The organism is Streptomyces sp. NPDC096132, from assembly GCF_044763345.1.
Taxonomy (GTDB): domain Bacteria; phylum Actinomycetota; class Actinomycetes; order Streptomycetales; family Streptomycetaceae; genus Streptomyces.
Genome location: NZ_JBIWGA010000012.1, coordinates 136624 through 160078, shown reverse-complemented (window position 1 = coordinate 160078; position 23455 = coordinate 136624). Strand labels below are relative to the sequence as shown.

Genomic DNA, 23455 nt, shown 5'->3' with positions numbered 1-23455 from the left:
CCGGGGCCCGCCCTACCGTCGGCACGCAGAGTCACACGACGCGGGGGTGCGCATGGCTGTTCCGGGTGTTGTCGCGGGCGAGGTGTGGCGCGCCGTGCGTCCCGTCGACCGGTACCAGCGGCTGCTGTGGTGGTGCGGGACCGCGCTGGTGGCCTCCGGTGCGGTGCACGGCGTCGTGGCCGTCGTCGACTTCGAGCCCTGGTGGGGGCCGGTGTCCTGGCGCAAACCGGTCGTGTTCGGGCTGTCGTTCGGCCTGCTCGTGTGGACCGTGGTGTGGATCGTGCGGCACCTGCCCGCGCGCTGGTGGGCGCGGGTCGCGGCGGGGCTGGTCGTCTTCACCTCCGTGACCGAGGTCGCGCTGATCACGGCGCAGCGCTGGCGCGGCACCGCGTCCCACTTCAACCAGTCCACCGGCACCGACTCCGCCATCTGGTCCGTGATCGGCACCCTGACCCTGCCGCTGATCCTCGGCATCCTCCTGCTGCTGGTCTTCGCGTTCTTCCGGTTCGACGGCGGCGCCGCTTCCAAGATCGCCGCGCTCGTGGGGCTGACCGCCGTGCTGGTGGCCGGGGCCATCGGCCAGAAGATGGCCGCGATCGGGGAGCGGACCTTCGACGAGACGGGGCAGGTGCCCTACGAGCTGGTCTTCGGCGCCGCGGGCAGCGCCAAACTCGCCCACGCCGTCGGCCTGCACGGCCTGCAGTTCCTCGTCCTGCTGGCCGTCCTGTGCGAGGCGGGCCGGCTGGGCACCCGTGCGGCGGCCGCCGTGCTGGGCGCGGCGGCTCTCGGATACGCCGCCACCTTCGGCGCGATCACCGCGACGGCCTACGCCGGGCGCGGGCCCCTGCACCCCACCGCCCCCATGGCGGTGCTGCTGGGCACCGGGCTCCTGACCATGGCGGGGACCACGATCGTCGCGGTCCTGAAGGCGTCCTGGAAGCGCGGGGCTCAGTCGCGCTCCGCGTCCACCTCCGCCTCGTACGCGAGCAACGTGTCGACGAACACCCGCCGCTGATCCGGCGTCAGCGGCGCCAGCGCCCTGCGCCACGCCGTCGCCCCCGGCGCGAGCCACGCCGAGATCGCCGGCTCGTGGTCGGCCGCGAGGGCGACGATCCGCCGGCGCCGGTCCCGCTCGTCCTCCCGCCGCTCCAGGATCCCCTTCCGGCTGAGGTCGCCGATCAGCAGGCTCACGGTGGTCGGGGCGACCTCCAGCCGGGCGGCGAGTTCGTTGACCGTCATCGGCCCGTCGAACAGCAGACACGCCAGCAGCGAGAGATGGCGCGGGGCCAGCGAGAAGGACCGCAGCGCCTCCGGCACCGGGATCCGCTTCGCCCTGCCCACCAGCCGCGGCATGAGCAGCAGCAGCTCACGGACGGTCGCGTCGACGCCGTCGTCGGCACCGGAGGCGGGCATGGACATCGGACACCCCTCGCATTACCTTTGTGAGTAAAGGCTTTGTGGTCAAAGCTGTTTTGTCCAGCAAGTCGAATCGCCATCGTACGCATCGAAGCGAACGGAGATCCGCATGCCGCACTACACCGTGCACCTCACGGAGGACGCCCTCGACGGCACGGTCGAGGCCGAGTTGATCCGTGCCCTGGCCGACGCCGTGGGATCGGTCTACGGAGAGCGCCTCCGCGGTCTCGTCGGCGTGGACCTGATCGGCATCCCCCGGCACCGGCGGGGCATCGGAGGCATCCCGACCGACAAGATCGCCCCCTCGGTCACCCTCAGCATGCGCGAGGCCGCCTACCACCTGCCCCAGGTCCCGGACGCCGTCCCCCGTCTCATCGGCGCCACGACCGACGCGGTGGCCGCCGTCCTGGGCGAGGACGTCCGCGCGCAGACCATCGTCAGCATCGCCGGCGTGCCCGACGGGCGCACGGGCGTGGCGGGCGCGGTCGCCTGACACCGGCACGGGGCCACGCGACTTGACCTGCCCGGGCGGCCCCCCGAGGATCATGTGCCATGACGCCCGGACACGGCAGTACGGTCGACGGCGTGCTGCGGCGCAGCACCCGCCGCACCCCGGCACGCGTCGCGGTCGAGTACCGCGACCGCACCTGGACCTACGAGGAACTCGACGACGCCGTCTCGCGCGCGGCGGGCCTCCTGCTCGGCGAGGGGCTCGCCCCCGGCGACCGGGTCGGCGCCTACGGCCACAACTCCGACGCCTACCTCATCGCCTTCCTCGCCTGCGCCCGCGCCGGGCTGGTCCACGTCCCCGTGAACCAGAACCTCACCGGCGACGACCTCGCGTACATCGTGGCGCAGTCGGGCAGCGCCCTCGTCCTGGCCGATCCGGACCTCGAGGACCGACTCCCGGACGGCGTACGGACGTTGCCCCTGCGCGACGCCGACGACTCGCTCCTCGCCCGGCTGGCCGCCACCGAACCGTACGACGGCCCCGAGCCGCGCACCGAGGACCTGGTGCAGCTGCTGTACACGTCCGGAACGACGGCACTGCCCAAGGGCGCGATGATGACCCACCGGGCGCTGGTGCACGAGTACCTCAGCGCGATCACCGCCCTCGACCTGAGCGCCGGCGACCTCCCCGCGCACTCCCTCCCGCTGTACCACTCGGCGCAGATGCACGTGTTCCTGCTGCCGTACCTCGCGGTCGGCGCCACCAACCTCATCCTCGACGCACCGGACGGGGAGCGGCTCTTCGACCTGATCGAGGCGGGCCGCGTCGACAGCCTCTTCGCCCCGCCCACCGTGTGGATCGGCCTCGCGAACCGCCCCGACTTCACCACTCGCGACCTGAGCGGGCTGCGCAAGGCGTACTACGGGGCCTCGATCATGCCGGTGCCCGTCCTGGAACGGCTGCGGGAACGCCTTCCGAAGCTCGGCTTCTACAACTGCTTCGGGCAGAGCGAGATCGGCCCGCTCGCCACCGTGCTCGCCCCGGACGAGCACAAGGGCCGTATGGACTCCTGCGGCCGCACGGTCCTGTTCGTGGACGCCCGGGTCGTGGACGAGGAGGGCGAGGACGTCCCCGACGGCACGCCCGGTGAGATCGTCTACCGCTCCCCGCAGCTGTGCGAGGGCTACTGGGAGAAGCCCGAGGAGACCGCCGAGGCCTTCCGGGACGGCTGGTTCCACTCCGGGGACCTCGCCGTGCGCGACGCCCACGGCTACTTCACGATCGTCGACCGGGTGAAGGACGTCATCAACTCCGGTGGCGTGGTGATCGCCTCACGTCAGGTCGAGGACGCCCTCTACGCGCACGGGGCCGTCGCCGAGGCCGCGGTGATCGGGCTGCCCGACGAGAAGTGGATCGAGGCGGTCACCGCCGTGGTCGTCGCGCGCGAGGAGGTCACCGAGGACGAACTCATCGCCCACGCCCGGGAGAAGCTCGCCCCCTTCAAGGCCCCGAAGCGGGTGCTGTTCGTGGACGAGCTCCCGCGCAACGCCAGCGGGAAGATCCTCAAGCGGGAGCTGCGCGACCGGTTCGGGTCATGACTCCTTCGGGCGCTCGTCCACGATCCGCCTGATCTTCCCCACCGACCGCTCCAGCGACTCCGGTTCGACGATCTCGACGGCCACCGACACCCCGATGCCGTCCTTCACGGCCGCCGCGACAGCGCGCGCGGCCGTGTCGCGGTCCTCCGGGCCGGCGCCGGGGCGGGCCTCCGCGCGGACCGTGAGGGCGTCCAGCCGGCCCTCGCGGGTCAGCCGGAGCTGGAAGTGCGGTGCGACGCCCGGCGTGCGCAGCACGATCTCCTCGATCTGTGTCGGGAAGAGGTTCACCCCGCGCAGGATGACCATGTCGTCGGTGCGCCCGGTCACCTTCTCCATCCGGCGGAAGACGCGCGCCGTCCCGGGCAGCAGCCGGGTCAGGTCCCGCGTCCGGTAGCGGACCACCGGCATCGCCTCCTTGGTGAGGGAGGTGAACACCAGCTCGCCCTCCTCGCCCTCCGGCAGCACCTCGCCCGTGATCGGGTCGACCACCTCCGGGAAGAAGTGGTCCTCCCAGATGTGCAGCCCGTCCTTCGTCTCCACGCACTCCTGCGCGACCCCCGGACCCATCACCTCCGACAGCCCGTATATGTCGACCGCGTCGATCGCGAACCGCTCCTCGATCTCCTGACGCATCCGCTCCGTCCACGGCTCGGCGCCGAAGATCCCCACGCGCAGGGAGGTGGCACGCGGATCGACGCCCTGCCGCTCGAACTCGTCCAGCAGGGTCAGCATGTACGACGGGGTCACCATGATGATCCGGGGCTCGAGGTCCTGGATCAGCTGGACCTGACGGGACGTCATGCCGCCGGACGCGGGGATCACCGTACAGCCGAGGCGTTCGGCGCCGTAGTGCGCCCCCAGGCCACCCGTGAACAGGCCGTAGCCGTACGCCACATGGACCGTGTCGCCAGGGCGGCCGCCGGCCGCGCGGATCGACCGGGCCACCAGGTCCGACCACAGGGACAGGTCGCCTTCCGTGTAGCCGACGACCGTGGGGCGGCCCGTCGTGCCGCTGGAGGCGTGGATGCGGCGGACGCGGTCGCGGGGGACGGCGAACATCCCGTAGGGGTAGTGCGCGCGCAGGTCCGCCTTGGCGGTGAACGGGAAGCGCGCCAGATCGGCGAGGGAGCGGCAGTCGTCGGGGTGGACGCCCGCCTTGTCGAAGGACTCCCGGTAGAAGGGCACCTGTGCGTACGCGTGCCGGAGCGTCGCCCGCAGCCGCTCCAGCTGCAGCGCCCGCAGCGCGGCCCCGTCGAGGCGCTCGCCCTCGTCCAGCAGGTCCCTCGCATCCGCCATGGAGTCCTCCCTCACCGAAAACCGTACCAATCCGGGCGACCGATCATTCGGTCGAGCTATTGGTGATCAGTAATCCAGGCCGACGGGCGCCGAGCAAGGGGTCGGTCACGGATTTCCGTTGCGGTCCGGCGGGCGGGATGCCGAGGATCGGGGCATGCCGACCTTCACCGCGCCCGACGGAACCCGCCTCGCCTACCACGTCCGGGGTGAGGGCGAGCCCCTCGTCGTCCTGCCCGGCGGGCCCATGCGGGCCTCCGCCTACCTCGGCGACCTGGGCGGGCTCACCGCCCACCGCCGGCTGATCCTCCTCGACCTGCGCGGCACCGGCGGCTCCGCGGCACCGGCCGATCCGGCGACGTACCGCTGCGACCGGCAGGTCGACGACGTCGAGGCACTGCGCGTCCACCTCGGGCTGGAGCGCGTCGACATGCTCGCGCACTCGGCGGGCGGGAGCCTCGCCCTGCTGTACGCGGCGCGCCATCCCGACCGGGTGGCCCGGCTCGCGCTGATCACCGTCACCCCCTGGGCCCTGGGCGGGCGGGCCACGGCGGAGGACCGGCTCGCGGCGGCGCGGCTGCGCGAGGACGAGCCCTGGTTCGCGACGGCCTTCCCGGCGTTCGAGGCGTGGCTGGCCGGCGCGGACGACCCGGACTGGGCAGCCTTCGCCGGCTTCTTCCACGGCCGCTGGGACGACACCGCCCGCGCCCTCGAGGCCGCCACCGACGAGCAGACGAACGAGGAGGCGGAGGCACGCTTCCTCGACCCGGAGGCCTTCGACCCGCCGGCCCTGCGAGCCGCCCTCGCCGAGGTGACCGCCCCGGTCCTCGTGCTCGCCGGAGGGCTGGACGGCGGGCCCCGCCCGGAGCTCGCCCGGCTGGTCGCCGACGCCTTCCCGGGCGCCGAGTTCGCCGTGCAGCCGGGCGCCGGCCACTATCCGTGGCTGGACGACCCGGAGTGGTTCGTCGGCCGGACCCGCGCCTTCCTCGACGGGGCCGCTCTGCCCTCGGCAGAGCGGGCCGCGAGGTGAACGGCCCGCTGGATAGCGTGCTCGGCATGCACACGATCAAGGCCAACGGAGTCTTACTCGCCTACCGCGTCCGGGGCCCCGAGGACGCTCCGCCCGTCCTCCTGCTGCACTGCCGGGGCGCCGACGGCGCCGACTGGACGACGGTCGCCGAACGACTGGCCTCGGAGCCGGGAGCGCGTCGCGTGTACGCGCCCGACCTGCGCGGACACGGGCACAGCGAGCGGCTGGGGGACACTCCGGGGGCGTACGGGTACGAGGCGATGAGCGACGACATGCGCGAGTTGCTCGCCGCCCTCGGCATCGAACGCGCCGACGTGGTCGGCCACTCGCTGGGCGGCATCGTGGCGTACCTGCTGGCGCAGCGCTCCCCGGACGTCGTACGGCGACTCGTGCTGGAGGACGTGCCCGCGCCGTTCCCCTTCGACCCGCCCCGGCCGCCCACCCCGCGGCCGGACGGGGAGCTGTCCTTCGACTGGGCGATGGTCCCCGCCACCGACGCGCAGGCCAACAGGCCGGACCCGGTGTGGTGGGAGCGGATGGCGCGGATCGCCGCACCCACGCTGGTGGTGAGCGGCGGTCCGGCGAGCCACGTTCCGCAGGACCGGGTCACGGCGGTCGCCGAACGGATCCCCGGCGCCCGGCTGGTGACCGTGGACGCGGGCCACCTCGTGCACGAGACCCGGCCGCAGGAGTTCCTCGAGGCGGTGGAGGGCTTCCTCGCGGAGTGAGACCGCTCAGCGGCTCTCCGCCACCGCCACCTCCCGCGCCCACCGGTAGTCCGCCTTCCCGCTCGGCGAACGCCGGATGGCGTCGGCGATCACCAGCTGGCGCGGGATCTTGTAGCCGGCGAGCCGGGCCCGGCAGTGGGTCTGGATGTCCTCCAGGGAGGGGCGCGGCGCCCCGGCGCGCACCTGCACCACGGCCGCCACATGGTTGCCCCAGGTCGCGTCGGGCACCCCGGCCACCAGGGCGTCGTACACGTCCGGATGCGACTTCAGCGCCTGCTCGACCTCCTCGGGATACACCTTCTCGCCGCCGGTGTTGATGCACTGGGAGCCGCGGCCCAGGACGACCACGACGCCGTCCTCGTCGACGGTGGCCATGTCGCCGAGCAGCACCCAGCGCTCGCCGTCCTTCTCGAAGAAGGTCTCAGCGGTTTTCGCCGGGTCGTTGTAGTAGCCGAGCGGGACGTGGCCGTGCTGGGCGACCCGGCCGACCTCACCCGGGGCGATCGGCTCATGGGTCACCGGATCGACCACCTGGGTACGGGAGTTGACGCGGATACGGAAGCCGCGCTCGGGGCCGGAGTCCTCCGTCGCGGTGCCGTTGAAGCCGGACTCGGAGGACCCGAAGTTGTTCAGCAGCATCGCGTTCGGCAGCAGCGCCCGGAACTGGCGGCGGACCGTGTCCGACATGATCGCCCCGGACGAGGACACGCTGAACACCGACGAGCAGTCGGTGCCCTTCATCGGCCCCTCCAGCGCGTCGATCAGCGGCCGCAGCATCGCGTCGCCCACCAGGGAGATGCTGGTGACCTTCTCCCTCTCGATGGTCCGCAGCACCTCCTCGGGCACGAACTTGCGGTGGATCACGACCCGTTGGCCGAAGTTGAAGGCGATGAAAGCGGTGAGGGTGGACGTGCCGTGCATCAGCGGGGGAGTGGGGAAGAAGGTGATGCCCGTGCCGCCGGCCGCCACCCGCTCGGCGATCTCCTGCGGCTTCTTCACCGGCTCCCCGGTGGGCGCGCCCCCGCCGAGCCCCGAGAAGAACAGGTCCTCCTGGCGCCACATCACACCCTTGGGCATGCCGGTCGTGCCACCGGTGTAGATGATGAACTGGTCGTCGCCCGAGCGGGCCGGGAACCCGCGCTCCGGTGAGCCGCCCGCCTCGGCGTCCGTGAAGCCGGTGACCGCGGTGAGGCCGTCCTGCGCCGGTCCCACCTGGATCAGGTGTCGCAGCGCCGGAGCCTGCGGCAGGGCCGCCGCCACCCGGTCCGTGAACTCCGCGTCGAAGACCAGCCCGACCAGATCCGCGTCCCGGTAGAGATAGACCAACTCCTCTTCCACATAGCGGTAGTTGACATTGACCGGAACGATCCGGGCCTTCAGGCAGCCCAGTACCGTCTGCAGGTACTCGACGCCGTTGTAGAGATGCAGGCCGACGTGCTCGCCCGGGCGGATCCCGCTGTCGAGGAGGTGGTGGCCGATCCGGTTGGCCGCCGCGTCCAGTTCCGCGTACGTCAGCCGGTGCTCCGTGCCCGTGCCCGGATGGTCGACGTACACGAGCGCCTCGCGGTCCGCCGCCACGTCGACGACCGACTCGAACAGGTCGGCAAGGTTGTACTCCACCGCTCCTCCTGACCTTCGGTGCCCGGCTCCACCAACGGTTCGCCGGTCATCAGAGCAAAGGGGGCGCCAAGTGGGAAGGGTTCGCGTCCTAAAATCTGACTGTCAGTCAGAAATAGAAATCTGACTGAGTGTCAGAAAACCCTTGAAGTGCCTCCTCGCCTCCTGCAACCTGTTCTCGTTCTTTCCGAGGGGAGATGGGTGATGGGCGGAACCGAACACCTCACCGTGCAGCGCGAAGGCGCCACACTCGTACTCACGCTCAACAGGCCGGAGGCGAAGAACGCGCTCTCGCTCGCCATGCTCGTCGGCCTGTACGACGGCTGGATCGAGGCCGACGAGGACGACTCGGTCCGCTCGATCGTCTTCACCGGCGCGGGCGGCACCTTCTGCGCCGGCATGGACCTCAAGGCCCTCGCCGGCAAGGGCATGGAGGGCGAGCACTACCGCGACCGGCTCAAGGCCGACCCCGACCTGCACTGGAAGGCGATGCTGCGCCACCACCGGCCGCGCAAGCCCGTGATCGCCGCCGTCGAGGGGTACTGCGTGGCCGGCGGCACCGAGATGCTCCAGGGCACCGACATCCGCGTCGCCGGCGAGTCCGCCACCTTCGGCCTCTTCGAGGTGCGGCGCGGACTCTTTCCGATCGGCGGCTCCACCGTCCGGCTGCAACGCCAGATCCCGCGCACCCACGCCCTGGAGATGCTGCTCACCGGACGCCCGTACAGCGCGCGGGAGGCCGCCGACATCGGCCTGATCGGCCACGTCGTCCCGGACGGCACGGCCCTGGAGAAGGCCCTGGAGATCGCCGAACGGATCAACGCCTGCGGTCCGCTGGCCGTCGAAGCGGTCAAGGCGTCGGTGTACGAGACCGCCGAGATGACCGAGACCGACGGTCTCGCCGCCGAACTCGTCCGCGGCTGGCCGGTCTTCGACACCGCCGACGCGAAGGAAGGCGCCCGTGCGTTCGCGGAGAAGCGGGCGCCTGTCTACAAGCGGGCGTAGCGCTCCGCCGGGTTCGGCCGTTTTTGACGCTGCGGGCCGTCCGTGGCTGGTCGCGCAGTTCCCCGCGCCCCTGGGGTGGCTCACTCACCGACCCTGCTCAGGCACCGCCCCCGCCGTCCCTCAAGGAGGCAAGCACCCGATGCCCGAAGTCCTCAAAGCTCCCCTCGTCGTCGAGTTCCCCTTCACCCGTTCCCTCGGGCCTGTCCAGAGCGCCTTCCTCACCGGGCTGCGTGAACAGGTCGTCCTCGGGGTGAAGACCACCGACGGCCGCACCCTGGTCCCGCCCGTCGAGTACGACCCCGTCACCGCCGACGAGCTGCGTGACCTCGTGGAGGTCGCGCCCACCGGCACGGTCACCACCTGGGCCTGGAACCACGAGCCCCGCCGCGGTCAGCCCCTCGACACGCCCTTCGCCTGGGTCCTGGTCCGCCTCGACGGCGCCGACACCGCCCTCCTGCACGCCCTCGACGCCCCCGGCCCCGAGGCCGTCCGCACCGGAACGCGGGTGCGGATCCGCTGGGCCGAGGAGCGGACCGGCGCCATCACCGACATCGCCTGCTTCGAGCCGTACGACGGGGAGGCGGCCCGGCCCGCGGGACACACGGGGGAGTTCGAGGACGCGGTCGCCGGGATCGTCGCCCACGCGCGCCTCGACTACACCTACTCGCCCGGCCGCGCCCAGACCGCCTACATCAACGCCCTCGCGGAGCACCGGGCCGTCGGCGAACGCTGCCCCTCCTGCCGCAAGGTGTACGTCCCGCCCCGCGGCGCCTGTCCCACCTGCGGCGTGGCCACGGCCGAGCAGGTCGAGGTCGGGCCGGGCGGCACCGTCACCACCTTCTGCATCGTCAACATCAAGGCGAAGAACCTCGACATCGACGTCCCGTACGTCTACGCCCACATCGCCCTCGACGGCGCCGGCCTCGCGCTGCACGGACGCATCGGCGGCATCCCGTACGACCAAGTGCGGATGGGGCTGCGGGTGGAGCCGGTGTGGACCGAGGGCGGCCGCTACCCGGACCACTACCGGCCGACCGGCGAGCCCGACGCGGACTACGAGACGTACAAGGAGCTGCTCTGATGCGGGACATCGCCGTCGTCGCCTTCGCCCAGTCCGACACCCTGCGCACCAGCGAGGAGATGTCCGAGGTCGAGATGCTCATGCCGGTGCTGCACGACGTCCTCGCGCAGACCGGCCTGAAGACCGCCGACATCGGCTTCACCTGCTCGGGCTCCAGCGACTACCTCGCGGGCCGTGCCTTCTCCTTCACCCTCGCCCTCGACGGTGTCGGCGCCTGGCCGCCCATCTCCGAGTCCCATGTCGAGATGGACGGCGCCTGGGCGCTGTACGAGGCGTGGACGAAACTGCTGACGGGCGACGCCGACACCGCGCTGGTGTACTCCTACGGCAAGTCCTCGCCCGGGTCCGTGCGGGACGTGCTCACCCGGCAGCTCGACCCCTACTACCTCGCCCCCCTGTGGCCCGACTCCGTCGCCCTCGCCGCCCTCCAGGCGCAGGCGCTGATCGACGCGGGCGACACCGACGAGCCCGCCCTCGCCGGGATCGCCGCCCGCAGCCGGGCCGACGGGGCCGACAACCCGCACGCCCAGCTGCGGGGACCGGTGCCGCACGGCGACTATCTCGTACGCCCCCTGCGCACCGGCGACTGCCCGCCGATCGGCGACGGCGCCGCCGCCGTGATCCTCGCGGCGGGGGAGCGGGCCCGGGAACTGTGCGAGCGCCCCGCCTGGATCCGGGGCATCGACCACCGCGTCGAGGCCCACGCGCTCGGCGTGCGCGACCTCACCGACTCGCCCTCCACCCGGCTGGCCGCCGAGAAGGCCGGCGCCTTCGAACGGCCCGTCGACACCGCCGAACTGCACGCGCCGTTCACCGCGCAGGAAGTCGTCCTGCGCAAGACGCTGGGGCTCGGCGACGAGGTCCGCGTCAACCCGTCCGGCGGTGCGCTCGCCGCCAACCCGATCATGGCCGCCGGGCTCGTCCGCATCGGCGAGGCCGCCGCCCGTATCCACCGGGGCGAGTCCGACCGGGCCCTCGCCCACGCCACGTCCGGCCCGTGTCTGCAACAGAACCTGGTCGCCGTACTCGAAGGGGATCCGCGATGAGCAAGGAGCCCGTGGCCGTCGTCGGAATCGGCCAGACCAAGCACGTGGCGGCCCGCCGGGACGTCTCGATCGCGGGGCTCGTCCGCGAGGCCGCACGACGCGCCCTCGAGGACGCCGAGCTGACCTGGGCGGACATCGACGCCGTGGTCATCGGCAAGGCGCCCGACTTCTTCGAGGGCGTGATGATGCCCGAGCTGTACCTCGCCGACGCCCTCGGCGCGGTGGGCAAGCCGATGCTGCGGGTCCACACGGCGGGATCCGTGGGCGGCTCCACCGCGCTCGTCGCCGCCAACCTGGTCGCCGCGCGGGTGCACGGCACCGTGCTGACGCTGGCCTTCGAGAAGCAGTCGGAGTCCAACGCCATGTGGGGACTGTCCCTGCCGATCCCCTTCCAGCAGCCCCTGCTGGCGGGGGCCGGCGGCTTCTTCGCGCCGCACGTGCGCGCGTACATGCGGCGCAGCGGCGCGCCCGACACCGTCGGCTCGCTGGTGGCGTACAAGGACCGGCGCAACGCGCTGAAGAACCCGTACGCCCATCTGCACGAGCACGACATCACCCTGGAGAAGGTCCAGGCCTCGCCCATGCTGTGGGACCCGATCCGCTACTCGGAGACCTGCCCGTCCTCCGACGGCGCTTGCGCGATGGTCCTCACCGACCGGGCCGGCGCCGCCCGCTCGCCGCGCCCGCCGGCCTGGATGCTCGGCGGTGCGATGCGCAGCGAACCGACCCTCTTCGCCGGCAAGGACGCCGTCTCCCCGCAGGCCGGAAAGGACTGCGCGGCCGACGTCTACCGCCAGGCCGGCATCGGCGACCCGCGCCGGGACATCGACGCCGTCGAGATGTACGTGCCGTTCTCCTGGTACGAGCCGATGTGGCTGGAGAACCTCGGCTTCGCCGCCGAGGGCGAGGGCTGGAAGCTCACCGAGTCCGGCGTGACCGAGCTCGACGGCGACCTGCCCGTCAACATGTCGGGCGGGGTCCTGTCCACCAACCCCATCGGCGCCTCCGGCATGATCCGCTTCGCCGAGGCCGCCCTCCAGGTGCGCGGACAGGCCGGGGAACACCAGGTGGAGCGGGCCCGCAAGGTCCTCGGACACGCGTACGGCGGCGGCTCGCAGTTCTTCTCCATGTGGCTCGTGGGAGCGCGACCACCCGAGTCCTGAAAGGTACGCCTCACGTGCTCTGTCGGCGCCCGGTACCGATCGCTAGGCTGGCCCGCGGACGACGAACCGGGAGGAGCACGGACGTGGCCGAGAGCACCATCCAGCAGCAGCCGCTCACGGGCTGGGACAAGCCGGAGCTGGACCTCAGCAACGCCGAGTGGCAGTCCAGCAGCCGGGGGCGGGGGGATGTCCAGATCGCCTTCGTCGAGGGATTCATCGCGATGCGCAACAGCGAGCGCCCGGAGAGCCCCTCCCTGATCTTCACCCCCGCCGAGTGGGGCGCCTTCGTGTCGGGGGCACGGGAAGGGGAGTTCGACCTGACCTAGGTCGCCGGCCCGCCCGCCGAGGCGGGCCGAACGGGGGTGTTCCGCCCGTTTTTCCGGACACGCGATCCCGTACGTCCTGCTGGGGCCCCGCCTGGGCAAGGCTGGCCCCAGCAGGACGAAGGTCGCATTCCGGAGGTGAGGACCATGAGCACCCTGCCGGTCGTCGCGGCGGTCGACGGTTCCGACGACAGCCGGCGCGCCCTGGACTGGGCCCTCGACGCCGCCCGCCGCCGCGGGGCACCACTGCGCGTGGCGCACGTACGCCACCACTCCGCCTGGACGCAGTCCGGTGCCCCCGTCGTCGTCCCCCCGCCGCCGCAGGACGATCCGGTGCTGGCCGACGTCCGGGCCCGGCTCGCCGAGACCGAGGACCCGCCGCCCACGGAGTACGCGGCACTGGACGGAGCCCCCGGCGCGCTGCTGCCCGAACTGGGCGCCGCGGCACAGCTACTGGTGCTCGGCTCGCGCGGCCGCGGCGGCTTCGCGAGTCTGCTGCTCGGCTCCAACGGACTGACCGCGGCCCGGGACGCCGAGTGCCCGGTCGTGGTGGTGCCCCGGCCGGACCGCGAGGTGGACGACACCTTTCCGGCCGGGCCGGGTCCCCGCGTGGTCGTGGGCCTGAAGGTGGACGGCCCGGACGACGCCACCCTCGACCTCGCCTTCACCGAGGCCGCCCTGCGCGGCGCGCGCCTCGAGGTGGTCGCCGCCTATCCGTGGCCGATCCAGTCCTGGGCCGCGCCCGGCGACCTGGCCGCCCCGGTCTACGACCAGGAGGCCATCGAGCACGAGACCCGCACCCTCGCCGACGGCTTCCTCGCCCCGCACCGCACCCGGCACCCCGGGGTGCGCGCCGAACCCCTTCCCCTTCCCGGCGACGCGGCGGGACTCCTCGTCGCCGCCTCCAAGGGCGCCGCTCTCGTCGTCGTGGGCCGCCACCGCCGCCGACTGCTCGTCCCCGCCCGCATGCTGGGCTCGGTCACCCACGCCGTCCTGCTGCACGCGGCGAGCCCGGTGGCCGTGGTGCCCCCGGCACCGGCCGAGGAATGACAGCCGACGCTCATGGCAGGCCGGTCACCCATCGTCAGCGCCATGGAGGACGCACCCCACCGGGACACCCGGCTCGCCCTCGACCTCGCCCTGACCGTCCGGCACGACGGCGACGGCGGGATCGCCGACGACCTGGCCGACCCCGCCGGCCTCACCACCTGGGTCCGTGTCCGCCCCGAGCTCATCCCCGGCGCCGACGCGTACACCGCGGACGCCGCCGCCCTGACCGCCGTACGCGAGCTGCGCGCCGCCGTCCGCGCCCTCTTCGCCCACGCGGTACGCCCCGGCGCACCGAGCCCCGCCGACGCCCACCGTCTCCTGCCGGTGCCCGAGGCTCTGCGCCGCCTGAACGCGGCGGCCGCCATCCCCACGGTTCCCGTCCTGGCCTGGGCCGAAGGCACCGACCCCGTCCTGCACCGGCGCCCCACGGCCGCCGCTCCCGACCTCACGGCGACCCTCGCCCAGGCCGTCATCACCTTCCTCGCCGGCCCCGACCGCCCCCGCCTCCGCGCCTGCCACGCCCCCCGCTGCGTCCGCTACTTCCTCAAGGACCACCCCCGCCAGGAATGGTGCACACCGTCCTGCGGCAACCGGGCGAGGGTGGCCCGCCACCACGAACGCCACAAAGGAACGGTGAGCTGACGGCCGAGGGCCAGGTGTCTCACATAAGGGCGCGGGGCTGTGTCCATATGCGGCTCCGCCGCGTGGGCGCGAACAGCCACGAACAACCCGCACCCGAACGACGACCCCGACCCTCCCTCGGCCCCACCGCCGGACGGCACCCCGTACCATTACGGCATGTCGTTCCTCCGCCGCCGCAGCGCCACCCCCGCCGGCCCCGACTTCGACGTGCTGGCCATGGACCCGGGCGACTGGCCCGGCAATCTGGGCGCCGGCCTGCTGCCCGCCCCCGACGGCAGCTGCCAGGGCGTCTTCCTGCGCTACGACCTCTTCGGCGGCCGCGGCCCCGCGATGATCATCGGGAACCTCCCCGAGGGCTCCCCGGCCCGCGAGGTCGCCGAGGGCGAGGTCCCCTTCGAGGTGGCCCAGCTGCTGGTCGCGCTGGAGAACGACGAGGAGGTGACCGTCGTCGGCACCGAGGACATGCCGGTGATGCAGGGCGACAACCTCCTCATCGTGCGTCGGCTGAAGCTCTCCGAGGGCCGGATCTCCTGCGTCCAGTTCGACCGCAGCGACAACGTCCTGGTGACCATCGCCGCCTGGGACCGCCCCATCACCGACGACCTGTACGCCCTGCTGAAGCCGCTCCCGGCGGAGCTTTTCCAGCAGGGCTGAGGCGTCAGCCCGCCGGGACGATCGTCACGTCAGCGGCCCGGACGAACGCCACCCGGTGGCCGAACTGGATCTCGTAGTACAGGTCCCCGCCCCTGACCACCCGATGGGTGCCGATGTCGTAGCCGGACGCGTAGAAGTACTCGCCCGGCACCCGGTCACCGGCCACGTACCGCTGGCCCTGCGGCAGGGTGTACGGCAGCGGGGAGACCGCCTGGACCGGGACTCCCGCCGGGTACGCCGACGCCTCCGGATAGGCGCGCCCGTACACCGGGACACTCTCCCGGCCAGCCCGCGGGGTGATCAGCACCCCGGTCGCGGGCACCGCGACGGGCCTGTTCGGCGGGTTCCGGAACCAGGCCTTCTTCCCCAGGTACCAGATCGCCGTCCAGTTGCCCCAGGTGTCGGCGACCGCGTACTGCTGGCCGGTGGAGACCCGCGAGGAGATGTCGTTGACCCCGGGGGTCGGGGTGGTACCCAGGCCGGCGTCCTTGATCAGGGCCGCCTTCTCGTCGTGGTCGGCGTACAGCCGCACCTCGCTGGAACCGTGGACCGCGCAGGTCTGCCCCTTGACGCAGTCCTGGTACACCGGCTGGTTGGTGGCGTAGTCCGGCCGGATCGTCACGACGCCGCTGCCCGCCTGCCCGGTGGCCGTGAAGGGCCGGCCCAGCAGCTCGAAGTAGTGCTGCCAGTCCCAGTACGGGCCCGGGTCGGTGTGCATACCGGGGACGGTCGCGGCGGTCGGGCCGGGCACGGTGTCGTGGCCCAGGATGTGCTGCCGGTCCAGCGGGATGCCGTACCGCGCCGCCAGGAACGCCACCAGACGCGCCGACGACTTGTACATCGCCTCCGTGTACCAGGAGTCCGGCTGGGCGAGGAAGCCCTCGTGCTCCAGACCGATCGAGTGGGTGTTGACGTACCAGTTGCCCGAGTGCCAGGCCACGTCCTTCACCCGCACGTGCTGGGCGATGTGCCCGTCGGTCGAGCGCAGCGAGTAGTGCCAGGAGACATAGGTGGGGTCCTGGACGAGGTTGATGACCCCCTCCCAGCCGCCCTCGGTGTCATGGACGACGATGTACCGGATGGGTGAGGACGTGGGCCGGTCGGCCTCGTCGTGGTTGCCGTGGTCACCGTCGCCGAACGCCTCGTACGGTGCCGGGATCCGCTCGCAGAACACCGCCGCGGGGCACTCCGTGCCCTCGGCGGACGGCTGGCGCAGACCTGCCCGGTCCAGCTGGGCGGTCCGCGGCTCCACCCCCGGCTGCGCGGCCAGCGCCACCAGTTCCCCGGTGTCCGTGACCCGCCGCTCGCCGGTGCGCATCACCTCGTAGACGTCGTTCGCGTACACGGCGGCGGTCGCGCTGTCGTCCGCGCCCGAGAACCGCGCCACCGCCCCGTACCAGTCCGCGGGGTCCTCGCTCAGCGGCTCGCCCAGGTACTCCTGGGCGGCGGCGAGCAGGGCCGCGCCGCCCGCCACATTGGCGGCGGGGTCCGTGCGCAGTTTCTCCGCGCTCAGGCCGGTCAGCTCCGCCGCCCTGGGGAGCGTCCTGAGCCGGGCCGGGATCTCCTCGTCGGCCGGCGGCCGCACGTCGGGGTGGTGGGCCGGGCGGGCGGAGTCGCCGCGGGCGTCCTCCGTGCGCTCGCTGTGGTGCGGGACCGAGGCCAGGGCGGTGCGGACGTCGGTGAGGTGCATCGGGCCGTAGCCTCCGGTCACGCTCGGCGCGCCGCCGTGCGCGTCCCAGCGGGACTGGAGGTAGGAGACGCCCAGCAGCACGCTCTGCGGGACGTGGTACTCGGCGGCCGCGGCGGTGAAGGCCTGCTGGAGACCGCCCGCCTCCGCTTTCGCGGCTGAGGGCGCCGCGCCGAGCAGCGGCAGCAGGAGAGCCGCCGAGGCGACGGCGACGGCGGCTCTGTGGGTGTGGATGTACGGTCCTGGGGGAGTGACGGGTCCTGGCAATGCGGCCTCCTCAGTGCGCGATAACCCGTCAATAATGCGCACATAAAGGACATTTGCTCTGGCAAGGCGGTTTCGGCGAGTCCTCTGCCGCCACCAGGAGAGGGCCTGAACAGACGAAAGGGAGAGGGTCCGGACATACGGAGGTCCGCGGGGCGCCCCCTTCGGGCGCACCGCGGACCTCCGTCCCCTCAGCGAGTGCCGACCGCCGCGCGCACGGCCCGGCGGGCCAGCTGGCAGTCGTCGTGCAGCCGCCGCAGCAGCAGCCGCTGTTCCTCGCCGGACGGCGCGGCACCCGGGTGGGGCGCCCCCGGGGCCGTAGGGGCCGAGTCGTGCATCGAACGCTGCACGGCCGTCTCGTAGGTACGGATCTCCCGGGTCAGGACCAGCATCAGGTTCACCAGGAAGGCGTCCCGGGAGGCAGGTCCCGCCGACTGGGCGATCTGGCTGATCTGACGGCGCGCCACCGGCGCGTCACCGAGGACCGACCACAGCGTCGCCAGGTCGTAGCCCGGCAGGTACCACCCCGCGTGCTCCCAGTCCACCAGCACTGGACCGGCCGGTGACATGAGGATGTTCGACAGGAGGGCGTCGCCGTGGCAGAACTGGCCCATGCCCTGCCGGCCCGCGGAGGCCGCGATGCCGTGCAGCAGCTTCTGCAGGTCGCCCATGTCCCGGTCGGTGAGCAGACCCAGCTCGTGGTAGCGGGCGATCCGGGCGGCGTAGTCCAGCGGTGCGTCGAACGTGCCCGCCGGCGGCCGCCAGGCGTTCAGCCGGCAGATCGCGCCGAGCGCCGCCCTGATGTCCGCCCGCGGCGGTGCCTCGGCCGGGTGCCGCTGCAGGGCCGCCACCCGCCCCGGCATCCGCTCGATCACCAGGGTGCAGTTGTCCGGGTCCGCCGCGATCAGTCTCGGCACGCGCACCGGGGGGCGCTGCCGGACGAACGTGCGGTACGCGGCTATTTCGTGCCGGATCCGCTCGGCCCACACGGGCGAGTGGTCCAGTAAACACTTGGCGACGGCCGTGCTGCGTCCGGTCGTGCCGACCAGGAGCACCGAGCGCCCGCTGCGGCGCAGCACCTGGACCGGGGCGAACTCCGGGCAGATCCGGTGCACCGAGGCGATCGCCGTACGCAGTTGGGCGCCCTGGGGGCCGGACAGGTCGAGTCGCCCGCTGAGCGGTTGCGTGCCGAGCCCCGCGGGGCGGCGGACGCCGCCCGCGCCGAGCACGGGGGCCGCCGTTCGCGCGGGGGCGAGGTAGGGGCCGCCGCCGCCCGGGCGGGGGTGCAGCGACCGGGGCGGGGCGGACACGGAGGACGATGCTGCGTACATGGGCGGAACAGATCCCTTCGTGTGCCTTCGAGTCAAAGCGCTGCCCCGACCGACCACCCGGGTGCACCCTGGGGAATGTCCCTCGGCGACCGGGTCGGGGTGGCGCGTTCCTACCTGACACCCATGGCCCAGTGGCACACCATCTGGCGGACCCTGGCGAACCCTGGCGAATAGTCGCCCGGCAACTTTCACCGGGCTACTGTCAACTCAGCCGAGAACCTGGGGGCTTGACGTGAGCGGACAACCCAACACCCGCCTGGCGGATCTGTTCGGCCTGGCCGGCTGGTCCAAGGGTGAACTCGCGAGGCTGGTCAACCGGCAGGCGGCGGCCATGGGCCACCCCCAGCTGTCGACCGACACCTCCCGGGTGCGGCGGTGGATCGACATGGGAGAGATCCCGCGCGATCCGGTGCCGCGGGTGCTGGCGGCCCTGTTCACCGAGCGTCTCGGCCGTGTCGTGACCATCGAGGACCTCGGTCTGGTCCGGCACGGGCGTACGGGGAAACGGCCGGGCGGCGGGAGCGTGGAGCATCCCGACGGCGTGCCGTGGGCGCCCGAACGGACTGCCGCGGTCCTCACCGAATTCACGGGAATGGACCTCATGCTCAACCGACGCGGCTTGGTGGGCGCGGGTGCCGCGCTCGCCGCGGGATCAGCACTCAGCAGTGCCATGTACGAATGGCTGCACACCGACCCCACCCTCTCCGCCGACGCTCCCGTCCTCGACAACCCCCTCCATCATGCCGACCCCGCTGGGTTCGACCGCTACGAGGCCGCCCCCATCGGGACGGAGGAGATCGAGGAACTGGAGCGCTCGGTCGAGGTGTTCCGAGCCTGGGACGCGGCCCGCGGAGGCGGGCTGCAACGCAAGGCCGTCGTGGGACAGCTCAACGAGGTGGGCGGCATGCTCGCCTACCATCACCCCGGTCATCTCCAGCGGCGCCTGTGGGGCGTCGCCGCCAACCTCGCCGTCCTCGCCGGCTGGATGTCGCACGACGTCGGCCTCGAACCCACCGCCCAGAAGTACTTCGTCATCGCGGCCCATGCCGCCAGAGAGGGCGGTGACCGGCCGCGCGCCGGTGAGGCGCTCTCCCGTGCGGCCCGCCAGATGGTCCACCTCGGCCGGCCCGACGAGGCCCTGGACCTGATGAAGCTCGCCCAGTCCGGGTCCGGCAGCGCGGTGCTGCCTCGCACCCGGGCGATGTTCCACACCATCGAGGCCTGGGCGCAGGCGTCGATGGGCAAGGGCCAGGCCATGCGCCGCACCCTCGGCCAGGCGGAGGACCTCTTCGTCTCCCACAAGTCGGATGTGGAACCGCCGTCCTGGATGCAGACCTTCAAGGACGAGGATCTGTACGGCATGCAGGCCCTGGCCTACCGCACGCTGGCCGAGTTCGAGCCCCAGGCGGCCGTGCACGCCCAGTACTACGCGGAGAAGGCCCTGGCGCTGCGGGTCGACGGACGGGAGCGGTCGAAGATCTTCGACCACCTGTCCATGGCCTCCGCCTGCTTCATCGCGGACGACCCCGAACAGGCCGACCGCTACGCCCGGCTGGCCCTGATGTCGATGGGCTCGAACTCCTCCCGTCGCACCTGGGACCGGCTGCGCGAGATGTACCGGCTCACCGCGGAGTACGCGAACTACCCCAGCATCAGCGAACTGCGCGAGCAGATCAGGCTGGCGCTGCCGAAGCCGAGGGGGGGACGGGGCGGCAACACCGCCCAGGCGTGAGTGAGTTGGCGGTCGCGACCGGATGACCCAACCCCACCGGACGACCGAACCACACAGATAACGGAACCACGTTGATCACGGGGTGACCCGGGCGACGAGCACACAGGCGTCGCCGTCGCGCTCGGTCCCGCCGAACTCCTCCACGACCATCCGTACGCCGTCCTGTGCGGTGCGCGCGTCGTGGAAGCGGGGTGCGAGGTCGAGGAGTCGGTGCGCCCTGTCGCCGGGCACCAGTCCGGCGGTGTGCAGCAGGAGCAGGTCGCCCGCTTCGAGGGTCTCCTCGGCCTGCCCGTAGGAGGCGCCCGAGGTGGCGCCCAGGAGTACGCCGTCGGGTGTGCCGAGCCAGCGCCCCGTCCCGTCGCGGAACAGCAGCGGGGCGGGGTGTCCGGCCTGCGCCCAGGTCAGGGTGCGGGTGTCGGGCCGGTAGCGGCAGCACAGGGCGCTGGCCAGGGCCGGCTGGACGGTGGCGTCCAGTAACTGGTTGAGCCAGGACATCAGCTGGGCGGGTCCGGTGCCGGCCATGCCCATGCCGCGCAGAGCGCCCAGGATCATCGCCGTGTCCGAGGTGACGGCCGGGCCGTGACCGGTGAGGTCCCCGACGCTCAGCAGTGTCTGGCCGTCGGGGAGTTCGAGCGCGTCGTACCAGTCGCCGCCGATGAGCGAGCTCGTCGCGGCGGGCAGGTAGTGGGCGGCGAGGTCGAGGGACCGGGCGCCCTGGTGCGGGAGCCGCAGGGCGCCGCGCCCGGGCGGGAGCACGGCCTCCTGCAGCTCGACCGCGAGCCGGTGCTCGGTCTGCGCGCGATGCCGGTGGAGCTGCAGCGAGTCACGGGTCTCGCGCACCTCGCTCTGACTCCGGCGCAGTTCGCTGACGTCCCGCAGCACGGCCCACATCGAGGCGGTGCCGCCGTCGGCGTCGAGCACGGGCTCGCCCATCATGTGCACGGTCCGTGTCTCGCCGTCCGGGCGTACGAGGCGGAACTCGCCGTCGATGGGCCGGGCGTCCACCAGACAGTCCGTGACCATCGCGGTGAGCTGGGGCCGGTCCTCGTCGAGCACGAGGGACGGCAGTTCGTCCAGGGTGAGCGCGGGAGCGGCCGGGTCGCGGCCGAGGATGCCGTAGAGCTCCTCGGACCACACGGCGTCGTCCGTCAGTAAGTTCCACTCCGCGCTGCCGACCCGGCTGAGCAGCGAGTCCTGCCGGGCACGGGCCGGTGCGGCGGTGTGGGGGGCGGGCACCGGCGGCGGGCCGTCCCGCAGCTGGGCCAAGTGGGCGTCGAGGTCCTCGAGTTGATGCAGCGCCAGGTCGTACAGCGCGCGCTGCCAGCGGTCCTGCGGGTCCGTCGTGTCGCCGCCCTGCGCGTCCCTTCGTACGGCGTCCACGTCGCCCTTGAGCCGCCGCGTCTGCGTGATCAGCGCGTCGACCGAACCGCGCCCCGGCGGCTGGGCGGCGGGGTGGTCCGCAGAGAGATGGGACGGCATGACGTACTCCGATGCGGGGACGGTACGACGAACGGGGACGGAAGGGCCGTTACGACTGTTGCACAGCCCGCGACGCCGTGTAAGGGATTTGGCAACACACGATTCGGTGGTGTCTCTGGCATATGCCAGCGTCCCCGCGGCGGGGTCGCGGGGGTGCTGGTCGTACGCCGTCGGGGGGACCAAGTCGTAGGTGACGTACGTGACTTGGGGGACTGGGGAGGCCTGAGAGGTGACTGTCAGTCGGGTGTTCGACGGTCGTCTGTTCCATGAACCAAGGCCGTGATGCAGATCACATCAATTGGGGTCCGGTTTTGCGTAATGCGACGGGCACCTCCGAGGTCCTACAAGCATGGACATCACCCTCGAACAGTCGGTCCGCGCCCGCCTGATCACCGCGGAGGACAAGGAACTGCCCGTTCCCGCCACGCTGCGCTACGCCTCCGACGACCCGTTCGCCGTGCACCTCGACTTCCCCGCGGAGGTCTCCCTCGCCGACGAGGCCGCCACCTGGACCTTCGCCCGCGCGCTGCTGGAACAGGGACTCGGCGGTCCGGCGGGCACCGGTGACGTGCACATCTGGCCGTGCGGCCCGGTACGCACGGTGGTGGAACTGCACTCGCCGTTCGGGATGGCCCTGCTGCAGTTCGACACGCCCGCCCTGCGCCGCTTCCTGCTGCGCAGCTACGCCGTGGTCCCGGCGGGACGGGAGGACGTCGGGGCCGCGGTCGACGAGGGGCTGCAGGCCCTGCTCGGCAATGTCTGAGGCGCGCCGCCGTCAGTCGCCGTGCCCGGTGTACAGGGCCGGGCGCGCGGCGAGGACGACGTCGACGCGCCGGCCGCTCTCCAGCGCCCGGACGCCCGCCTCGGCGACGGCGGAGGCCGCGTAGCCGTCCCAGGCGGTCGGGCCGGTGACCCGACCCTGCCGGGCGGCGTCGACCCAGGTCTGCACCTCGCGGTCGTAGGCCGCCACGAAACGGACCAGGTAGTCCTGCGGCACCTCCACGGCCGCGCCGCCCCGTGCGGTCACGAGCATCCCGTGGTCGTCGCCGATGCGCGCGCTGCCCGCCTCGCACACGGCCTCGCAGCGCACCTGGTAGCCGAAGCCGCAGTTGACGAAGACCTCCACGTCGACCAGGGCGCCCCCCTCGGTCTCGAACAGCACGAACTGCGGGTCGAGCAGCCCCTGAGGGGCGCCGGACGAGGAGCGCGGCCGCACCACGGTGACCGCGGTGAGCTCCTGGCCGAGCAGCCAGCGGGCCGCGTCGATCTCGTGCGACACCGAACTGTCGATCAGCATCGCGCTGGTGAAGTCCGGCGGCGAGGAGACGTTGCGGTGCACGCAGTGCAGCATCAGCGGCCGCCCCAGCCGTCCGTCGTCCAGCAGCGCCTTGAGCCGGCGGTACTCGGCGTCGTGGCGCCGCATGAACCCGACCTGCGTGAGCCGCCGGCCGAGGCGTGCCTCCGCCTCGACGACCCGCAGGGCCCCCGCCGAGTCCGGCACCATCGGCTTCTCGCACAGCACCGGAAGCCCCCGGGCGAGCGCCGCGCGCAGGGCCTCCTCGTGCGCGGGGCCGGGCGAGGCGATCAGCACCGCCCCGACACCGGGGGCGTCCAGCGCGGCCTCCGGCTCCGTGTGGACCGAGACCCCCTCGATCCCCGCCACGGCGTCCTTCGCCCGGGCCGCGTCGGGGTCGGCCACGGCCGCCACCCTGGCTCCGCTCACCACGCGGTCGAGACGCCGTATGTGGTCGGCCCCCATGTGCCCGGCCCCCAGTACCGCGACACCCAACAGGTCACCCACGTGCCCTCTCCCTCCCGGCCGACGATCACGCCGTAGCGTACGCCGGGCGGGAGGGGGTGAGACG

General features: G+C 72.6%; 22 protein-coding genes. 15 read left to right on the top strand and 7 right to left on the bottom strand.

Annotated elements, in window-relative coordinates:
- The first annotated feature begins 52 nt into the window (after window positions 1–52).
- On the top strand, window positions 53–1015 hold the full coding sequence (locus tag ACIRF9_RS27560; protein ID WP_403827436.1) for a hypothetical protein: 963 nt from the start codon (window positions 53–55) through the stop codon (window positions 1013–1015).
- On the opposite strand, the gene ACIRF9_RS27555 is transcribed toward ACIRF9_RS27560, so the two are convergent.
- Window positions 949–1419: a MarR family transcriptional regulator gene (locus tag ACIRF9_RS27555; protein ID WP_403827434.1), complete on the bottom strand. Its 471-nt coding sequence runs from the start codon at window positions 1417–1419 to the stop codon at window positions 949–951. The genes ACIRF9_RS27560 and ACIRF9_RS27555 overlap by 67 nt on opposite strands.
- Window positions 1420–1525: 106 nt before the next feature.
- On the opposite strand from ACIRF9_RS27555, the gene ACIRF9_RS27550 reads away from it, so the two are divergent.
- Complete coding sequence (locus ACIRF9_RS27550) at window positions 1526–1909, top strand: hypothetical protein (protein ID WP_403827432.1); 384 nt, start codon at window positions 1526–1528, stop codon at window positions 1907–1909.
- Window positions 1910–1968: 59 nt separating this feature from the next.
- Entirely contained in the window at window positions 1969–3465 is a 1497-nt protein-coding gene (locus ACIRF9_RS27545; RefSeq protein WP_403827430.1) for an acyl-CoA synthetase, read from the top strand.
- Here the strand turns inward: ACIRF9_RS27545 and paaK are convergent.
- On the bottom strand, window positions 3460–4761 hold the full coding sequence (gene paaK, locus ACIRF9_RS27540; protein ID WP_403827428.1) for a phenylacetate--CoA ligase PaaK: 1302 nt from the start codon (window positions 4759–4761) through the stop codon (window positions 3460–3462). The two genes, ACIRF9_RS27545 and paaK, sit on opposite strands and share 6 nt — an antisense overlap.
- Window positions 4762–4915: 154 nt before the next feature.
- Between paaK and ACIRF9_RS27535 the strand changes: the two genes are divergently transcribed.
- The gene (locus ACIRF9_RS27535) at window positions 4916–5788 is read left to right on the top strand and encodes an alpha/beta fold hydrolase (RefSeq protein WP_403827426.1); all 873 of its coding nucleotides are present in this window, start codon (window positions 4916–4918) and stop codon (window positions 5786–5788) included.
- Between the two features lie 26 nt (window positions 5789–5814).
- Window positions 5815–6516 (top strand): alpha/beta fold hydrolase, encoded by a 702-nt coding sequence (locus ACIRF9_RS27530; protein WP_403827424.1) that lies wholly within the window; start codon window positions 5815–5817, stop codon window positions 6514–6516.
- Window positions 6517–6522: 6 nt separating this feature from the next.
- Here ACIRF9_RS27530 and ACIRF9_RS27525 read toward each other — a convergent pair whose 3' ends face one another.
- Window positions 6523–8136, bottom strand: coding sequence for an acyl-CoA synthetase (locus ACIRF9_RS27525; RefSeq protein ID WP_403827422.1), 1614 nt, complete (start codon window positions 8134–8136; stop codon window positions 6523–6525).
- A gap of 201 nt (window positions 8137–8337) precedes the next feature.
- Between ACIRF9_RS27525 and ACIRF9_RS27520 the strand changes: the two genes are divergently transcribed.
- The 8 genes from ACIRF9_RS27520 to ACIRF9_RS27485 all read left to right on the top strand — a co-directional run bounded on the left by ACIRF9_RS27520 (window position 8338) and on the right by ACIRF9_RS27485 (window position 15097).
- Window positions 8338–9138 (top strand): crotonase/enoyl-CoA hydratase family protein, encoded by an 801-nt coding sequence (locus tag ACIRF9_RS27520; RefSeq protein ID WP_403827420.1) that lies wholly within the window; start codon window positions 8338–8340, stop codon window positions 9136–9138.
- A gap of 139 nt (window positions 9139–9277) precedes the next feature.
- On the top strand, window positions 9278–10219 hold the full coding sequence (locus ACIRF9_RS27515; RefSeq protein WP_403827418.1) for a Zn-ribbon domain-containing OB-fold protein: 942 nt from the start codon (window positions 9278–9280) through the stop codon (window positions 10217–10219).
- Window positions 10216–11265, top strand: coding sequence for a thiolase domain-containing protein (locus ACIRF9_RS27510; protein WP_403827754.1), 1050 nt, complete (start codon window positions 10216–10218; stop codon window positions 11263–11265). Before ACIRF9_RS27515 ends, ACIRF9_RS27510 begins: the two co-directional genes overlap by 4 nt.
- Window positions 11262–12428, top strand: coding sequence for a thiolase domain-containing protein (locus ACIRF9_RS27505; protein WP_403827416.1), 1167 nt, complete (start codon window positions 11262–11264; stop codon window positions 12426–12428). Before ACIRF9_RS27510 ends, ACIRF9_RS27505 begins: the two co-directional genes overlap by 4 nt.
- An 83-nt stretch (window positions 12429–12511) precedes the next feature.
- Window positions 12512–12754 carry a DUF397 domain-containing protein gene (locus tag ACIRF9_RS27500; protein WP_403827414.1) on the top strand — a complete coding sequence of 81 codons (243 nt, stop codon included), beginning with the start codon at window positions 12512–12514 and terminating at the stop codon, window positions 12752–12754.
- Between the two features lie 144 nt (window positions 12755–12898).
- Entirely contained in the window at window positions 12899–13801 is a 903-nt protein-coding gene (locus ACIRF9_RS27495; RefSeq protein ID WP_403827412.1) for a universal stress protein, read from the top strand.
- Window positions 13802–13843: 42 nt separating this feature from the next.
- Window positions 13844–14443 carry a CGNR zinc finger domain-containing protein gene (locus tag ACIRF9_RS27490; protein WP_403827410.1) on the top strand — a complete coding sequence of 200 codons (600 nt, stop codon included), beginning with the start codon at window positions 13844–13846 and terminating at the stop codon, window positions 14441–14443.
- Window positions 14444–14599: 156 nt separating this feature from the next.
- The gene (locus ACIRF9_RS27485) at window positions 14600–15097 is read left to right on the top strand and encodes a hypothetical protein (RefSeq protein WP_403827408.1); all 498 of its coding nucleotides are present in this window, start codon (window positions 14600–14602) and stop codon (window positions 15095–15097) included.
- Window positions 15098–15101: 4 nt separating this feature from the next.
- Here ACIRF9_RS27485 and ACIRF9_RS27480 read toward each other — a convergent pair whose 3' ends face one another.
- Both ACIRF9_RS27480 and ACIRF9_RS27475 read right to left on the bottom strand, forming a co-directional pair.
- Window positions 15102–17051 carry an N-acetylmuramoyl-L-alanine amidase gene (locus tag ACIRF9_RS27480; RefSeq protein WP_403827406.1) on the bottom strand — a complete coding sequence of 650 codons (1950 nt, stop codon included), beginning with the start codon at window positions 17049–17051 and terminating at the stop codon, window positions 15102–15104.
- A 188-nt stretch (window positions 17052–17239) separates the two neighbouring features.
- Window positions 17240–18379, bottom strand: coding sequence for an aminoglycoside phosphotransferase family protein (locus ACIRF9_RS27475; RefSeq protein ID WP_403827404.1), 1140 nt, complete (start codon window positions 18377–18379; stop codon window positions 17240–17242).
- 232 nt (window positions 18380–18611) lie between these two features.
- On the opposite strand from ACIRF9_RS27475, the gene ACIRF9_RS27470 reads away from it, so the two are divergent.
- The gene (locus ACIRF9_RS27470; RefSeq protein ID WP_403827402.1) at window positions 18612–20111 is read left to right on the top strand and encodes a hypothetical protein; all 1500 of its coding nucleotides are present in this window, start codon (window positions 18612–18614) and stop codon (window positions 20109–20111) included.
- Between the two features lie 75 nt (window positions 20112–20186).
- On the opposite strand, the gene ACIRF9_RS27465 is transcribed toward ACIRF9_RS27470, so the two are convergent.
- On the bottom strand, window positions 20187–21590 hold the full coding sequence (locus ACIRF9_RS27465; protein ID WP_403827400.1) for a PP2C family protein-serine/threonine phosphatase: 1404 nt from the start codon (window positions 21588–21590) through the stop codon (window positions 20187–20189).
- A 349-nt stretch (window positions 21591–21939) separates the two neighbouring features.
- Here ACIRF9_RS27465 and ACIRF9_RS27460 point away from each other — a divergent pair, with 349 nt between their 5' ends.
- A complete protein-coding gene (locus ACIRF9_RS27460; protein ID WP_403827398.1) occupies window positions 21940–22353 on the top strand; it encodes an SsgA family sporulation/cell division regulator in 414 nt (137 codons plus the stop codon).
- 12 nt (window positions 22354–22365) lie between these two features.
- Here ACIRF9_RS27460 and ACIRF9_RS27455 read toward each other — a convergent pair whose 3' ends face one another.
- Complete coding sequence (locus tag ACIRF9_RS27455) at window positions 22366–23391, bottom strand: Gfo/Idh/MocA family protein (RefSeq protein ID WP_403827396.1); 1026 nt, start codon at window positions 23389–23391, stop codon at window positions 22366–22368.
- Window positions 23392–23455: the final 64 nt, after the last annotated feature.

Bases quoted from the DNA above. Each gene is read 5' to 3' on its own strand.
- ACIRF9_RS27560 (WP_403827436.1), top strand. From the start codon at position 53: ATGGCTGTTCCGGGTGTTGTCGCGGGCGAGGTGTGGCGCGCCGTGCGT.
- ACIRF9_RS27555 (WP_403827434.1), bottom strand. From the start codon at position 1,419: ATGTCCATGCCCGCCTCCGGTGCCGACGACGGCGTCGACGCGACCGTC.
- ACIRF9_RS27550 (WP_403827432.1), top strand. From the start codon at position 1,526: ATGCCGCACTACACCGTGCACCTCACGGAGGACGCCCTCGACGGCACG.
- ACIRF9_RS27545 (WP_403827430.1), top strand. From the start codon at position 1,969: ATGACGCCCGGACACGGCAGTACGGTCGACGGCGTGCTGCGGCGCAGC.
- paaK (WP_403827428.1), bottom strand. From the start codon at position 4,761: ATGGCGGATGCGAGGGACCTGCTGGACGAGGGCGAGCGCCTCGACGGG.
- ACIRF9_RS27535 (WP_403827426.1), top strand. From the start codon at position 4,916: ATGCCGACCTTCACCGCGCCCGACGGAACCCGCCTCGCCTACCACGTC.
- ACIRF9_RS27530 (WP_403827424.1), top strand. From the start codon at position 5,815: ATGCACACGATCAAGGCCAACGGAGTCTTACTCGCCTACCGCGTCCGG.
- ACIRF9_RS27520 (WP_403827420.1), top strand. From the start codon at position 8,338: ATGGGCGGAACCGAACACCTCACCGTGCAGCGCGAAGGCGCCACACTC.
- ACIRF9_RS27515 (WP_403827418.1), top strand. From the start codon at position 9,278: ATGCCCGAAGTCCTCAAAGCTCCCCTCGTCGTCGAGTTCCCCTTCACC.
- ACIRF9_RS27505 (WP_403827416.1), top strand. From the start codon at position 11,262: ATGAGCAAGGAGCCCGTGGCCGTCGTCGGAATCGGCCAGACCAAGCAC.
- ACIRF9_RS27495 (WP_403827412.1), top strand. From the start codon at position 12,899: ATGAGCACCCTGCCGGTCGTCGCGGCGGTCGACGGTTCCGACGACAGC.
- ACIRF9_RS27490 (WP_403827410.1), top strand. From the start codon at position 13,844: ATGGAGGACGCACCCCACCGGGACACCCGGCTCGCCCTCGACCTCGCC.
- ACIRF9_RS27485 (WP_403827408.1), top strand. From the start codon at position 14,600: ATGTCGTTCCTCCGCCGCCGCAGCGCCACCCCCGCCGGCCCCGACTTC.
- ACIRF9_RS27475 (WP_403827404.1), bottom strand. From the start codon at position 18,379: ATGTACGCAGCATCGTCCTCCGTGTCCGCCCCGCCCCGGTCGCTGCAC.
- ACIRF9_RS27465 (WP_403827400.1), bottom strand. From the start codon at position 21,590: ATGCCGTCCCATCTCTCTGCGGACCACCCCGCCGCCCAGCCGCCGGGG.
- ACIRF9_RS27460 (WP_403827398.1), top strand. From the start codon at position 21,940: ATGGACATCACCCTCGAACAGTCGGTCCGCGCCCGCCTGATCACCGCG.